The organism is Arachidicoccus terrestris, from assembly GCF_020042345.1.
In the GTDB taxonomy this organism is placed as follows: Bacteria; Bacteroidota; Bacteroidia; order Chitinophagales; family Chitinophagaceae; genus Arachidicoccus; species Arachidicoccus terrestris.
The window spans coordinates 3,081,058-3,096,591 of the sequence record NZ_CP083387.1 but is presented as its reverse complement, the minus strand read 5'-3'; the positions used below and the strand labels follow the sequence as shown (position 1 = coordinate 3,096,591).

Annotated in this window: 8 protein-coding genes; 3 read left to right on the top strand and 5 right to left on the bottom strand. The window is 45.0% G+C overall.

Annotated elements, in window-relative coordinates:
• Positions 1–61: 61 nt before the first annotated feature.
• The 3 genes from K9M52_RS12015 to K9M52_RS12005 all read left to right on the top strand — a co-directional run bounded on the left by K9M52_RS12015 (position 62) and on the right by K9M52_RS12005 (position 6,832).
• Positions 62–3,406 carry a SusC/RagA family TonB-linked outer membrane protein gene (locus K9M52_RS12015; RefSeq protein WP_224068669.1) on the top strand — a complete coding sequence of 1,115 codons (3,345 nt, stop codon included), beginning with the start codon at positions 62–64 and terminating at the stop codon, positions 3,404–3,406.
• A 24-nt stretch (positions 3,407–3,430) separates the two neighbouring features.
• Entirely contained in the window at positions 3,431–5,134 is a 1,704-nt protein-coding gene (locus tag K9M52_RS12010) for a RagB/SusD family nutrient uptake outer membrane protein (protein WP_224068668.1), read from the top strand.
• 201 nt (positions 5,135–5,335) lie between these two features.
• Positions 5,336–6,832, top strand: a complete 1,497-nt coding sequence (locus K9M52_RS12005) for a sulfatase-like hydrolase/transferase (protein WP_224068667.1) — start codon at positions 5,336–5,338, stop codon at positions 6,830–6,832.
• Between the two features lie 187 nt (positions 6,833–7,019).
• Here the strand turns inward: K9M52_RS12005 and K9M52_RS12000 are convergent, their stop codons facing one another.
• From K9M52_RS12000 to K9M52_RS11980, 5 genes are all read right to left on the bottom strand, one after another.
• Entirely contained in the window at positions 7,020–8,801 is a 1,782-nt protein-coding gene (locus K9M52_RS12000; protein WP_224068666.1) for an alpha-L-fucosidase, read from the bottom strand.
• Positions 8,802–8,811: 10 nt separating this feature from the next.
• A complete protein-coding gene (locus K9M52_RS11995) occupies positions 8,812–10,779 on the bottom strand; it encodes an SGNH/GDSL hydrolase family protein (RefSeq protein ID WP_224068665.1) in 1,968 nt (655 codons plus the stop codon).
• A gap of 273 nt (positions 10,780–11,052) precedes the next feature.
• Positions 11,053–12,477: an alpha-L-fucosidase gene (locus K9M52_RS11990; protein WP_224068664.1), complete on the bottom strand. Its 1,425-nt coding sequence runs from the start codon at positions 12,475–12,477 to the stop codon at positions 11,053–11,055.
• A 75-nt stretch (positions 12,478–12,552) separates the two neighbouring features.
• Positions 12,553–13,953: a polysaccharide lyase 6 family protein gene (locus tag K9M52_RS11985; protein WP_224068663.1), complete on the bottom strand. Its 1,401-nt coding sequence runs from the start codon at positions 13,951–13,953 to the stop codon at positions 12,553–12,555.
• Between the two features lie 27 nt (positions 13,954–13,980).
• Entirely contained in the window at positions 13,981–15,378 is a 1,398-nt protein-coding gene (locus K9M52_RS11980; protein WP_224068662.1) for a hypothetical protein, read from the bottom strand.
• Between the last annotated feature and the right edge of the window lie 156 nt (positions 15,379–15,534).

Sequence of the window (15,534 nt, the reverse complement as noted above, 5' to 3'; positions counted from 1 at the left end):
AATTGATTGTCATCAACGCCTGTGTCAAAGAAGAATGGTCAGGCCAAAAAAATTGTTGGTGATGCGATTAACAGTTTTCCTATTGCTGCTTACAGGTTTACAGGTTAGTGCAAAAGGCCTCGCTCAAAGAATCCATCTTCATTTAAATGACGCAAAGCTTAAATCTGCATTAGAGGTCATTAAAAAGCAATCAGGCTATTCCTTTCTATGGCGTCCCGCATTGCTCGAAAACAGACCGCACGTCAGTGTGGATTTACAGAATGCGGATATTAAATCAGCCTTAGATGTATGCCTGGCCGGAAGCGGTTTGACTTACCGTATCAATGGGAATGTTGTAATCATTAAAGCGGCACCGGCACAGAACCTAACGGCATCTGCCACTATTAAACAACAAAGAGAAATCCATGGAAAAGTGGCGGACACAACCGGTAAACCCATAACGGGAGCGACCGTAATGGTCAAAGGGACTAAAAGAGGAACTGTCACCAATTCTGATGGTTCTTACCACATTCAGGCAAAGCAGGGGGATATACTGGTGTTTGCCTTTGTCGGCTATGAAAATAAAGAGGTCACTGTGGGACAGAAAGACATCGTCGATGTAGAATTAACTGAACAAACGTCCTCTTTAAATGATTTGGTCGTCATCGGTTATGGTACTGCAAAAAGGAGTGATGTCACAGGTTCAGTTGTAAAGGCTGATCTGAAGGTCCAGGAACAGTCACCCAATCCTAATATCATGTCTTCTCTTCGCGGTACCGTTCCTGGCCTCACTGTAGGGCAGGTGACAAAGGCGGGCTCCGATCCCACTCTGATGGTACGTGGCAGGAATTCTATTTCCGGCACAACTTCCCCTTTGATTGTGGTGGACGGTTTAATCTACAGGGGTTCGTTAACCTCCATTAATCCATCGGATATCGCAAGCATAGATATCTTAAAAGATGCAAGTGCAGCGGCTGTATATGGCTCTCAGGCTTCTAACGGAGTGGTGTTGATTACCACTAAAAGCGGTGCATCAGGCATCGACCAATTGACTGTAAATTATTCGGGTGAGTATTCCACACAGGAAATGACACAAAAGAATATGAAACCTGCTAATGGCGCTCAGGAAATTCGAAAATTAGGAGACTGGTATTTATCTGAAAGCAGGGATCCAAATGACATGACCAAAAAGAATCCGGACTGGGACCCCTCCACAAAATTAGGCGCAGAGGAAGCTGAAAATTACAAAAACGGCATCGAGGCTAACTGGTGGGACCTGATGACCAACGCGCATCCGCATATTCAAAATCACAACATCAGCATCAGTGGCAAATCAAGGAAGACAAAGTTCTATATTGGTTACGGCTACTTAGACCAGATGAACCTGATCATGAATGATAACTACCGAAGGAACAGCATTCGCCTCAATATAGAAACCAAGCCCTTTGATTGGCTGACACTGGGGGCCTTGACCGGACTTTCTATAAATGACTTTAGCGGCGTTTCTCCGTCATTCTCAGATATAATCTCTTTAAACCCATACACCCTGCCTTTTGATCCTGCTACTGGCAAAATGTTGGAGTTTTACAAAAATACCACTACGCCAACAGCCCTGGAAGTTCTTAAAAGGTCCAAAGACAAGGACCGTAACCTTAATTTCATCGGCAACTTCTTTGCAAGCGCCGATGTTCCGTTTATCAAGGGTCTGACCTATCGGGTGAATTTCGGCAATAACTATGTGTACTATAACCGGTTTAACTATAATGCGCCTAATGAAGAGGCCACCGCTTACAAAACCTATATGACCGATTACTTTCTGACGCTAGATAATATCCTGAGTTATAAACGGGATTTCGGCGTCCATGGGATCGACGTAACCTTATTATATGGAGCGGAAAAAAATATGCATGACGGGACCAGCACTTCTGCAGGAGGTATTACAGACGGGTCCCTGTCCTACAATAGACTGGACGTGGGAGACCCGGCCCGATTGACGGTATCCAACAGCCTGAGTATTCTGCCATGGCAGGAACAGTCGCTGTACCAGATGGCCAGAGCAACCTATACGTACAATAAAAAGTATATACTAACAGGTACAATAAGAAGAGACGGCTTCTCCGGCTTTTCGGATGCCAATAAATGGGCCGTCTTCCCTTCGTTAGCCTTTGCCTGGAGAATGAAACAGGAGAAATTCCTGCAGAATGTCCAAAATCTGGATGATCTGAAGTTGCGTATCTCGTATGGAGAGACCGGTAACCGGACAGTGGGACGGTATCAGACCCTGGCCCAGATGGATGTTGGACTGGCCAGCGGGTATTTATATGGCTCAGCCGGAAGCGCAGAACTCGGGTCTTTCCTAAGTCAGCTGCCTAACCCCAGCCTAAAATGGGAAACAACCAGGTCTTTTAACACGGGAGCGGATTTCAGCTTTTTTAATGGCCGGTTATCGGGAAGCCTGGATCTATATTTCTCCAATTCAGTCAATCTGCTAAATTCCAGGGCAACGCCGACAATAACCGGTTTTAATTCTTTCCTGATCAATATCGGTAAAATTCAAAATAGAGGCCAGGAATTAAATATCAGCGCCATCCCTGTCGAAGGTGAAGAATTTAGCTGGCGTGTATCAGCCAATTTCTTCCGGAACCGGAATAAGATCCTGGATATTGATGGCTCAAAAAAGGACCTGATCAATGGTACAGACCCTATCCTTAGCTATTTTATCGGTCAGCCGTATGGTGTTGTCTACGATTACAAGATCATAGGCATGTGGCAACTGTGGGATGATATTCCTCAGAAACTGGCAGATCAGGGATTCAAGGCGGGTCAATATAAAGTTGAAGATGTAGACGGAGATGGCACGATCACACCCAAAGACAAACAGATTCTCGGTAAACTAGACCCATCTTATAGTCTGGGTTTATCCAATGAGTTTACCTTTAAGGGTTTTGATCTGAAATTTACACTCAACACGATTCAGGGAGGGAAAAATGGGTATCTGGGCAATCCTGGTGTTATGCTGCGTAATCCCGATAACACCAAATCCAAAAACGTGTTTGTATATGATTACTGGACGCCCAATAATACAGGTGCCAGATACAGAAGTATAGCTGCTTACGTGCCGGTAATCGGTCAGGACTTCGGCCCTTATGTTTCCAGGAGCTTTGTCCGCCTGCAGGACGTAACACTTACTTATAACCTTTCCGATAAACTGATTAAAAAACTGAATGTATTTAAATCGGCCAGTGTGTACGTAAATGCCCAGAACCTCTTTACCATTACGGACTGGGATGGCTGGGATCCGGAATCCAGTGCTCCATCCGGTGAAAAATCTGCCACCGGTCTGCGCGTCGCCGGCGGTTTAGGACTGGATCTGAACGGTTATCCGGTCATGAAAAACTATTCTGTAGGTGTAAATCTTAGTTTCTAACGGCAAAAAATCAAATCAATAGCAATGAAAAAATCAAATTTTATATATCTGCTCTTTATTTTGGCAGGTTTGACTACCGCTTGTAAAAAGAGTTTTCTGGATGAGAAGCCTTTATCCATTTATACGCCGGACAATTCTTTGCAGAATGCGACACAGTTTCAGCATGCTATTAATAATGTCTATAATGGCATCAGGAACATTTATATGGGCAATATGAATCTGGATACTTACTTCGGTCTGTATTATGCAACAGACTTTGCCTTTAACGGGACAGACTACGATCCTGCAGCCAAATTGAATGCTTATAAGGCAACCATGGTACCTTCTTATTTTATTCCGAACAATATCTGGACGGCTTTTTATAAGATTATTACCAATTGCAACCTGATTATAAACAGGGTTCCCACCTCAACAATGAGCGATGCAGACAAAAATAGTTATTTAGGTCAGGCGTTGTTTTTCCGGGCGTATAGTTACGATATTCTGGCTAATCTGTTCGGTGGCGTGCCGGTGGAGCTCAATGAATTGAAAGAACCGCGCTATGATTATACCAGGGCCAGCCGGCAAGAAGTATATCAGCAATGCAAAACAGATCTCGTGCAGGCGGTCGGCCTTTTACAGAATATTGACAGCGTTAAGGACGGAGTAGTAAACAAACAGATCGCCCAGCATATCCTTACTGAAGTGCTTATTTCTTTAAAGGACTACGATGGTGCGATTGCCAGTGCCACTGCCGTAATCGACTACCCTGGAGTATCTCTAATGACAGAACGGTTTGGCAGACGCGCCAACCAGCCAGGGGACGTATATAGAGACCTGTTCGAATACGGTAATCAGAATTACAGTACCGGTAACCATGAAGGTTTACTAGTGATCCAGACAGCTTTAAATAATGCTTCATCCGTAGGAGATCAGACCGCATGGGCTGTTGTACCCAGCCTGGGCGGCCTTAAAATTAAAGAGTCAAATTCCAAGACCAAAATGAATGTTATGTATAACGGCAAGTTTGTAGACAGCCTTTCTTCCAACGGCATTGGCTGGATAAGGCCTACAGCACATTTCTTGTACGAAATATGGGGATCAGGAGATATCCGCAACTCATCCTACAACATTGTCCGGGATATAAGAATATCAGGTGTACCTTCCACTTCTCCGGATTATGGCAAGTGGTACGTAAAAGATGGCTATAAGGATAAAGTTTTGCCGGCAGATTTTAGAGATACTATCCGCAATTTCTATCCGATTATTCGCAAAGCTTCACCATCTGCCGGTGACTTTGTGGCTGTTGCGGGCCCTTCTGTATTAACAGATGACACCAATCCATTTGGTGGAACCATCCTCAACGGAGCGTCCAGGCTATTTATGCAGAAATATTTTGCCCGTCTTTCCGAAACATATTTGTATAGAGCGGAGGCGTATCTGGATAAAGGTAATACACAAAAGGCAGTCGACGACATCAATGTCGTGCGTGCAAGGTCCCATGCCCTGCCCGCCACCGTTTCACAGGTAAACCTGGATTATATTCTGGATGAACGTTTAAGAGAGCTATATCTGGAAGAATTCAGATCCGTGACTTTAACCCGTTTGGGTAAACTATATGACCGTGATAAGAAATATAACCCTGTTTCGGGTAAAACGATTGAGCCCTATCATAATCTGTGGCCAATTCCTGCGACAGAAATTACGAACAATAATGAAGCTATTCTCGAGCAAAATGATGGCTATTGATAAACAGCGCCTGTTTCAAGGCTGACAGCTTGAATAATAATGTTTTGAGTGATGTGGTTGGTTTGTCATTTTCTGGGTGTATTGCGCCATTATATTTGGAGTTGAAGCAATGCACCCAGTTTTCTGTAGCATATCTGGGCGAAAATTACAGGCAGGCTAAGGGTTCAATAAATAGAGTATTCCATAATAAAATAAAGTTGAATGATCCTAAGAATAAATATACCGTTATTGGGCTCTATTGCCTGCGCATTGATGACTTTAATACCGTTCAAAAAAACGGAGGCGCAGAGGGACTCGTCCAATAAACGGCCGAGCGTGCTGGTTATCATAACGGATGACCAGCGATACAATACGATACATGCTTTGGGTAATTCAGAGATTGTAACGCCTAACATGGACCGGCTGGTACATGACGGTACCGCCTTTATAGAAGCTCATATTATGGGTGGACTCAGTGGGGCGATATGTTGCCCCAGCAGGGCGATGATCATGACCGGCAAGTCGCTATTTCACCTGGAACAGGGGGGCAAGTTTGTATCTGAGGGAATAAGCACATTTCCTGAGCTGTTCAAAAATAATGGTTACATTACTTTTGGGACAGGTAAATGGCATCAGGATAAGGCCTGTTTCAACCGGTCGTTTACGACTGGAGAAAATATTCTATTTGGTGGAATGAACCCGCCTGCTACCGGAGGACAATACCGGCCAAAATTGAATCACTACGACAGTACAGGTAAATATGAAGATCCATTTTGGGGAGATCATTTTTCCTCACTCTACTTTGCAGATGCTGCCATAGATTTCCTAAAACAACAAAAGGACAGCCAACAGCCATTTTTGATGTATGTGGCATTTACCTCTCCTCATGATCCCAGGACACCTCCTACTTGGTACGGGCACAGTTATAGGCCTGATCAGGTGCAACTGCCAGCTTCCTTTAGAGCAGAACCGGCATTTGATAATGGCGAGCTTTATATCCGTGACGAGTTGCTCCTGCCCTATCCCAGGACAGAGGCGGGAATCAAATCCGAACTGGCCAAATACTACAGCATGGTCTCCGAAGTGGACTACCAGATTGGCCGGATAATCGATGAACTAAAAAAAACGGGCAGATATGATAATACGATCATTGTATTTGCAGGAGACAACGGCCTGTCTGTCGGCGATCATGCACTACTGGGTAAACAAAACTGTTATGAATCGGCTATCCGGGTTCCTTTGATCTTTGCAGGGCCCGGCATACCCAAAAACAAGCGTGTCCGCCAGTTGGTCTACCTGAATGACATCTTTCCGACTCTTTGCGCCCTGACTGGTCAGCATGTGCCTTCTTCAGTCGAATCCCGGTCATTAAAAGCGGCTTTTACAGATCAACCGTTTAAGGGGAGAGACCACGTATTCTTTGCATACCTGAATATCCAAAGGGCGATTGTTCAAGACAGGTTTAAACTAATTTGTTACAACGTTAAAGGGCAATACCGGAATGAACTTTTTGATTTAAAAAATGATCCCGATGAGTTACACGATTTATCCGGAAAATCGAAGTACATAGCTAAAGTCGCCAACCTGAAAAATAAATTGACAAGATCTCTTAACAAGAAAGGCGACCCTTGTAACCTAGATAAACCAGATTGGGGGCACGCTAAAAAATGGACCAGTAAGGATGTGGATCTGCTTGAACCAAAAAAAACGAATAAATAAGCCGTGTCGGCTTCACAAAAGCCTATTAAACCGGACATTAAAAGCGGCCTAACAGCATCTCTTGACAATATATTCTCAATTGAATTGATTCTATGCGGGCAACGGCAATAATGCCGCTACTGACTACCAGATCAGACAAACAACGGTTTAGGCTGCCAATAGAATTCAGTAGTTCATATCTTATCCGCTAAATAGGCTCGGCTATAATGGATTTCAACTTAAACAATTCTTTTCCCTGTTTATAAGGCTTAACAACAATATGGTAGACACCGGGCTTCTCTACTGTATACAAAGCTACGGAATGCTTTATAAACATAAGAGGGACCTTTCGGTCATAATCCGAGGTGCGAAGCGTCCGAAAAAAGAAAGTTTTGCCGGCTATCTCCAGGCACCCTTCCTGACCGGCCTGCTCCTTCGGACAGGCATATTCTAAAATAAACCTGTAATCTCCAGGATCAGTAACACGAATCGAAAATTCAGCTGCATCATTGGGGCTGCTCATATCAGTTACACAGGTAGTATGCTTCCAATCGCCATAATAGTAACTATAGGTCAGAGATTGTACCCTTGCCTTCCCTTTCGTCTGTGCATTGGCCGCATGTATCGGATTCTGTTCATATGTCGACGACACAGTTACCGGCGCCATTGCGTTGTAAGCAGGGCTACTCCCCTTATACTCTACCACAAATACAGTATTCGGACTATGGGATTGTTGTAAAGACGTAAGTGAAATATACAAATCGCGGCCCCGCTTCGAAAAACCAAGAGGTGACTTTCCCATGAGCGTATAGACTTTCGATACGTCAGCTGAAAAACCCGGGACAAGCAATGTGTCATTTAAGGGAAGTTTAAAAACATGTAAGAAGAGCTTTCCTGGTTTGGCTGTAGTCACGCCCCAGGGCTGCACTGGTATAAATCCCGCCGTCGTCCCGTAAATACTTTCACCATTTTCTTTCAACCACTTGCCTGTCTCCTTCAGGAATTTCGCCGAGTAGTAGGGAATATTGCCATCGCCGTCCGGTCCCACATTCAGCATCAGATTACCTCCTTTCGAAGCTACATTTGCCAGTAGCTGTATAATTTCTTTGGGAGATTTAAAATTAAAATCATGGGCGATATATCCCCAGGTATCATTATGGGTATAAATAGACTCCCACGCACCACCTATTGGCGTAGGCGGCACCTCTGAATCTCCGAAATCCCTGTAATCGCCCAATCCTTGCCCGACCCGGCTGCTAAACAAGCTCCGGGGCTGAAGTCGCCGGAGTTCATTCACAAAAGCCTCGGTTTCTGCCTTGGTCATTCCGCCTGGCGTATCAAACCAGACAATCCCCAATGGTCCATAATTGCTCAATAATTCTTTTAGTTGCGGAATGGACTTTCTTTGGTAGTATAGCTGATAGTCTTTTTTCGACTCGTCATAATCCCAGGTATTACGGCCTCCGTTAGGCTCATACCAATCCTGAAACTGGGAATAGTAAAATCCGAACTGAATACCCCGTTTACGTGTTGCAACAGCTAAGGCCTTCATCGGGTCCTTTTTATAAGGAGTTGCGTCAACAATATCATAATCGGTCACTTTCGAATCAAACATGGAAAACCCCTCATGATGTTTGGCAGTAATGACCAAATATCTAACACCCGCATCCTGAGCCAGTTGTGCCCACTGATCTGCATTGAACTTAACAGGATTAAACGAAGCTGCTATTTTCCGATAATCTTTTACAGGAATCTTCGCCTGGTTCATAATCCATTCACCGCTTCCATAATAATGCTTCCCATTCCAGGTTCCCGCCAATTTTGAATAGAGCCCCCAATGAATAAACAAACCAAACTTTGCCTCATTGAACCAATGAATATTCGGGTGCGTTTTCCCGGTAGTTGAACTGTCCCACATATCTTCCATGCCTTGCGTAAAACCACACATCGTGATCAGGCTAAAAAATAGAAATAAAAAACATCTTTTCATATATTAAAAACTATTTATTTATCAGAAAATGCGCGATACGCACTGCATTTCCATTTGACGAAACATTCCGTCCTTCAGCTATTGTAATCACTAGCCTGTGTTTGCCATTCGGCAGCCCGTCACCCAATAATATATACCATGGCAAATGTAAGCCACTGCTCCACTCAGTATATAAGTCAGTGATTTCCGAGGGTTCTCCGTCGATGGAATAGCGAATAATACCGGCATCTGGTCCGGACAATACGGCTACCCCGACAGCCGTACCTGTAAACGCTAATTCCAATGTTGCGCCAGACTGCATTGCTTCCAGCGCCGGTATTTTTACAAAACCTGGCCGTGTATGTGCACTGTCTTTAGGCGTCCACGAAGGATTCAGTGTAAACCCTTTCACCAAATTTGCTTCTTTTAATGAAAGATATGTCCCATCCATATAGCAGAAGGGGTCCTTCGGGTCGGGCAAAAATGCTTTCTTGGGCTTTCTTTCGACTTGCCTGCCGGGGGAATTATATAAAAGTGTCTGGATCGTATTTGCATACAATGCCTGACCAAAGGCAGACGGATGCAGGTTTTTAAAATCATCCCTCCAGCTAAACTCCTTATTCTGAATGCGCATATACACTTCCCTGGCCAGGTTAATAAAAGGAAGGTGGTAATAACGGGCCAGCTGTTCATGCAATTGAACCTCACGGGGTATTTTTCCTGCCGCGTAGTCTGTCAGTTTAAATTCGTCTGCAAATGCCATTAAGACCACATCCATGTAAGGATTAAAAGACAGCGCATGCCGGATAATACCCTCCAATGCTCTTTGTTGGATAGTGGCAGGGGTTTTGTTAACATAATCATTCACAGCCGATTCGACGAACAAAAGATCAATACGCCCTTTATCCAATACATCATTTTGTAAACGGAACGCATGTGGCAGGCTGCCCAAAGATGGTATACCGGCATTGATAAAATCAAAATGAACCTTTGGGAACCTCTCGGTAAGCCACGCCATCACGATATCCCGCCAACCAGTCATATGGGTGATGGAACCTCCCAGAAATGCCACCCTGACCTCCGCCTTCTCCTTGATTTTATACAGTACATTATCAAGGCTTCCAAAATGCTTAATAAACTGAGAGGCATGTAGTGGCCGCTGAACGGGCAAAGAATGCTGACATATAAAATCAGCCCACTGTCCGGGGTCTTCGATCTTAAAATGATGCCCATGAAGCTGCTGTGGACCCCCGGTCATCGGGATTACGGTAGCAGGGCCGCCCTGCCTGACGTAATTTTGAACCAGCAGTGCAGTATTTTCAGCGTAAGGAACAATGCTGTCTTTCAGCCCGATTACATGCAGGATCGGTACTTTATAAGCTGCCAGTGTTTCCAGATTATCCTTGGGTTGGTCTTTATAGCCCATTGCTTCCTTATCGGTTAAACCATATGCAGACAATAGCTTTCTCCAATCAGCCGCAGAGCCATTTCCCGCACCTTTCCCTCCAGGCCAGCTGGTAAAGTCGCAAACCGGGGCTTCTGCATAAATGCAGCTCACTTTAGATGGATTCCTCTTTGCCCAGCCATAAGCATATAATCCGCCACGGCTTACGGCTTCCAGTGCCGGTTTCATAGCAAACCCTTTGACACTTGTCAAGTAATGATAAAAATCATCCCACGTATTTATCGCGCTATAATGACCAAACAGATCCGGCGCTTTAACATAGGCAATAAAAAACCCACGGGTCAGTAAAATACTGTCCATATCTGTATGCCAGTCAGGAAAGTAAGCGCGCCAGACCCAGGGGTTTCCCTTTACCGGTTTTTTGGGCGCCACATACCAGGCCTCAGAACCATTAATTGTAAAACAATGTTTAATAAAGCCTTTCCATACTGACGCTGTTTCGTTGGCAATAACCTGTGCATGGCAGACCTTTATCGTTATCAACGAGAGGAGTGCCGCTGCGGTCAGTACCTGTATCTGTTTTTTTAATTTCATATACACATCTCATTAAACCACTATTTAAAATACCACAAATAATGACTCTTAAACATGGCATCGCCAGCCAAATTACAGCAGCCTTACAACCTATTAAAATAATTTTAAAGGGATACCTTCCTTAGGCACTCATACAACCTGATCGGCCCGGCGGACGAATGGGATGATCTTAAGCATGCATGAACAACCGGCAACCGTTCCCTTTCGCCCTGTAATCTTTAACACTAACATCGCCGGTATATACCCAGGTCGCCGCCCTCAAATCAGCTGTTATTAATCCAATGCACCACTTTTCATCTGCTTTTTCCCTTTTATATTCACATTTTCTACTCTGCCCCGTACGTCCAACTGAATTAATGAAGCTATTGAATCCGGTGCTTCTTTAGGCACTTCGATCATTACGTTACCGTTTTCATTCCTTGCCGTCAATTTCTTATGGCCGGCGATCAGTGTCGCACTTACCACATCATTGGAAAGGGCGGGTATCAACAGTTTACCATCGGCAGGCCAGTCAAATACAAACAGATTTAAGGTCGTATTCTCGCCCTTGTCCTTCATCGTACAGCGCCCCCATGCAAGATCATGCAGCGGACTGGCATGGGTTGCGTAAATGGCACTACTATTGATCTTCATCCACTTGCCGATCGCTTTCAGCCTGTCGATGCTTTCCTGAGGCACAGAACCATCTTCCTTGGGACCTATGTTTAATAAATAATTGCCCCCTTTGGAAGCAATATCTACTAAATTCCGGATAAGAGTGGTAACAGACTTCCAGTTATGATCCCAACTTTTATACCCCCAACTGCCATTCATTGTCATACAGGTTTCCCAGTCTTTTCCATCCAACTGTTCCTGAGTCGGGATCTTTTGCTCAGGCGTCTTTGTATCACCTGGAAAATTGGGGCGTTTCAGGCGGTCATTTGTAATAATGTTAGGTTGTAACTTCAAAACATCTTTTAGCTTCTGTGCAGCTTCATCTGTCATATTGGTCGGGGTGTCCCACCATAAAACAGCAATATCTCCATAATTACTCAGGATCTCTTTCACCTGTGGTACGGACACATCATTAATATACTGATCAAAGGTCTTGCTTGTTTGCAACGGGTCCCAATGCCCTTTATGTGCTGCAGTGTACGCATCTATTTTGGCTGAATCCGGATTAGGCCACCCTTCCCGCATTAACTTACGTGCAGCCGCACCTCCCGGATTATTCCAATCCTGTGCCTGCGAATAGTAAAAACCCAGTTTCACACCATACTTCCGGCAGGCTTCTGCCAACGGCTTCAACAGGTCTTTCCCATAGGCGGTGGCATCGACCACATTCCATTTACTTGCCTTTGACTTAAACAAAGCAAAGCCGTCATGGTGCTTCGAGGTAATAATGATATATTTCATACCCGCTTCCTTTGCCATTCTTACAATGGCATCCGGATCATAGTTAACCGGATTGAACGATTTTGCACGTTGCTGATATTCTTTTACAGGAATCTTACATCGATTCATGATCCATTCGGCACCGCCATGCGCCTGTTTATGTCCATGGTATACACCTCCCCATTGAGAATAAACACCCCAATGGATAAACATGCCAAATCGTGCAGCACGCCACCATGCCATCCGGATGTCCTTGTCCACCGATTGTCCTCTTGCAAAACCTGCAAACAGGCAAATACCCAGGACGATTAATATTTTCTTCATTTCTAATTTAATTTATTTGATTAATAATATCGTTTCTGTGCAGAGATTCCGTTCTCCCCCTTCTTTGAGAATATATCAATTGCCAATACTATCTTGGCTATTACCTTTCGCAAAAGCCCCCACTTCATCAGAGGTTAGAGGTTGCGCAATAATTTTCCCTTTACGGTACTGATCTGCACCAATATCCGGCATACTGCCACGTGGCTGCCCGTCCATGTCTACCGTAACTACCGGGAACTCGGTGTCACCGTGACTGATAGCAGGACTCTGTTTTGACAGACGGTAAACACCGTTGGCGTCTTTAGCCAGTCGGGGATCTTTCACCCTATAGCCTGAAAACGGGATATCACCGGGTTGCTTTACCCCATAGAACAGGTTATTTTTCCAGACCGGCCTCTTTAAGACACCTAAGAGCGACACAGCCTCAGGACCTCCTTCTACGATATTGTCCGCGACAGTGATATCTGTGGCGCCCAGCCCGTTTTTGCGCGCCTGCAGCGTGATATTGCCATCGTTGTTCACTAACGAGTTAAAAGCGATCAATATGCGATCAGGCCTGTCGTGGGACGTTAACTTCGCGCCATCGGCCACTTCACCGTCTCCGTTTCCAATCGTAATGGCCGGGCGGCAATATGCAAAATAATTGCTGAATATGCTGTGATCATCTCCATAAATCCTGAGACCCGGAGTCTTAAAAAAATAGTTGCCATATACCAGGCATTTGTTGCCATGGCGCAGGGTAAATTGCGCGCGGCAGTCACGGATCGTATTATAACGCAGGATGACTCCTGAAGCCTTAACTGAGATCAGTTCATTCTCCCCCGCGCATTTTTCGAAAAGATTATGCTCCACAACGCTGTTGCTGGTCGACAGGCTGAACCCGCTAAGTCCAAATTGCAACGTCTCTGCACCGTTTGCGCCACCCTGATCCCGAAAATTAAAAAAATAGTTATGGTGAATATGCAGGCGTTCGGCAATCTGCTTCCCTTCGCCCCTGATCGCCAAAATACGCCCCATACTGTTCTTATTCCGAAATGTGTTATAATCAATTTCATGGCCGTTACCAGCGATGGTCAGATACTCACCTTTACCTTGCAATTCAAAAATGTTATGGGTCCAACGGCAAAAACGGGTCCCCGCTTCGCAGCGCGCATGAGAAGCCCGATGTGTAAAATGGAATCCCCTGATCACTACATAGCTGGCTGGACTAACCAACTTAAATCCACCTTTCCCGCCGATAACAGCACCTCCGACCGTCTCTGCCCGGATCACAACAGGCTGGTTCTTGCTGCCCGAGCAGCCCAGAACAATATCTTCATCTGTGGTATAGATGCCGTTGCGTAATGTAATTATGGTACCTGGTCCGGCATGTCTTACCGCATTTTGCAGATCCTTGATAGAGGCAACGCTGACCGGGGCGGCTATAAGGGCCGTCGCGATATGGAAGAGCAAGACAGTAATAATATACTTTATCATTTGGTTTCTCATATAAATTAAAAATAATTAATCATGGGGTGCTCCTGGATCGGGGTTTGGATGTTTTTCATAGACTTTAAAATCTGTCAGCCACAGTGACTCATTTTTCAGCAGCGGACTCTGCCCCACCGGTGTCTGGTCCAGTTTTCCGCCGGCCAGACTCCTGTAAATCCCATATTTATTACGTATATATGAACTACCCTTTCTCCACATATCAATATTGTCGTCCTTAAAATCAATCAGCACCTTCCCATCACTGATCCTGGTAATCTTGCAGGAATAATATCCGTGATGCGTGAAGTGCATTTCCTCCTGAACCTGTACCCACTGATCTTCAAAATCGGCTAAGGGTATATTATCTACAATTTTTCCTTTCCCCGTAGATGCGCCGTCTACCGAGTGAATAATCTGTATTCTTTTATTACCCCCATCCTTGTCGGAGCGTGGCGTTATGGTGATCAGTGGACTACCATGATAAGGCCCATCCTGTGCTTTCAACTGATGAATATGGCAGAAACTGTTGGTAGGCTGAAAACCAGCCGGCAATTTAAACTTCCATTCCAACCGCTGCCATTCATCCCAGTTCCCTTGCACTTTCGCCCAAGTCGTATTATTTGTCGCTGATTTCATTTCATTGCGCTGGCGGTCAACTGTCCCCGCGCTGCACCTGTCTCCGTCTATAACCGGGTCGATATGAATATTAAATCGAAAGACATATTTCTTCAAAAACGAATCCCACTCTGTGTCGCAATGGATGCCGTCTGGGTGACCACCATACCCTCCACTGCAACTGGGATGTTCCGAGTAATCGAAGCCAAAGGTCTTCATATAAGTATTGATAGCCGAATATGGTTTGCCAACCATAGCAGAATCAGTAACCATAGAAGTTGTCAATTGATATCCTTTACAACCCGGTGCCGGTACAGGAACGGTTAAACAAGATGTTCCAGCCTTCAGCCAGCAAAGCGAGTTCACCTCGGAGTAAAGCGTATCCAGGGTAAACTCAATAATATACTGGCTGGCGGCTCCTAAGTTTTCGAACTTTACAAAATTGGATGTATTGACCGAACATTGATTATTACCATTTGCCGCGGTTATATGCGCCATCCAGTCGGTACCGTTTACTTTAGCATTGCGAATACTGCCAATCGTGGGGCTGCTTTCACCACAATTCCCCAGGTTTAACAGAAAATAACTGATATCCCTGGCTCCTTTCTGTTTTGTCAGCGTATATTTCCAATTATACCCATCAGTCATCTTTGTAACCTCCAGAGCAATAGCATAATCACTATTATTGGGAGCGCCCGGGACATTGCTAACTACCGGAACAGAAGTAGCGGGGGCTGAGAGCTTTTCCTGGCGGCAGCCTAACGACATCGTAGAGAGGCAGGCAAAAATCACAAAGCGTCTAACAACTGATCTCATATTGATTCACATTTTAAGATGAATACCGAAAACAAATCCTTTACCTGGCGCTGCAGGGTCCTTAGCAAAGCGCAGCCTGCACCTTTCATTCTCTATAGTGCTACCTCAATTGCACACAAAAATCACCGGCCAGAATCGTTGCGGACATAAGAGTGC

Bases quoted from the DNA above. Each gene is read 5' to 3' on its own strand.
- K9M52_RS12015 (WP_224068669.1), top strand. From the start codon at position 62: ATGCGATTAACAGTTTTCCTATTGCTGCTTACAGGTTTACAGGTTAGT.
- K9M52_RS12010 (WP_224068668.1), top strand. From the start codon at position 3,431: ATGAAAAAATCAAATTTTATATATCTGCTCTTTATTTTGGCAGGTTTG.
- K9M52_RS12005 (WP_224068667.1), top strand. From the start codon at position 5,336: ATGATCCTAAGAATAAATATACCGTTATTGGGCTCTATTGCCTGCGCA.
- K9M52_RS12000 (WP_224068666.1), bottom strand. From the start codon at position 8,801: ATGAAAAGATGTTTTTTATTTCTATTTTTTAGCCTGATCACGATGTGT.
- K9M52_RS11995 (WP_224068665.1), bottom strand. From the start codon at position 10,779: ATGAAATTAAAAAAACAGATACAGGTACTGACCGCAGCGGCACTCCTC.
- K9M52_RS11990 (WP_224068664.1), bottom strand. From the start codon at position 12,477: ATGAAGAAAATATTAATCGTCCTGGGTATTTGCCTGTTTGCAGGTTTT.
- K9M52_RS11985 (WP_224068663.1), bottom strand. From the start codon at position 13,953: ATGATAAAGTATATTATTACTGTCTTGCTCTTCCATATCGCGACGGCC.
- K9M52_RS11980 (WP_224068662.1), bottom strand. From the start codon at position 15,378: ATGAGATCAGTTGTTAGACGCTTTGTGATTTTTGCCTGCCTCTCTACG.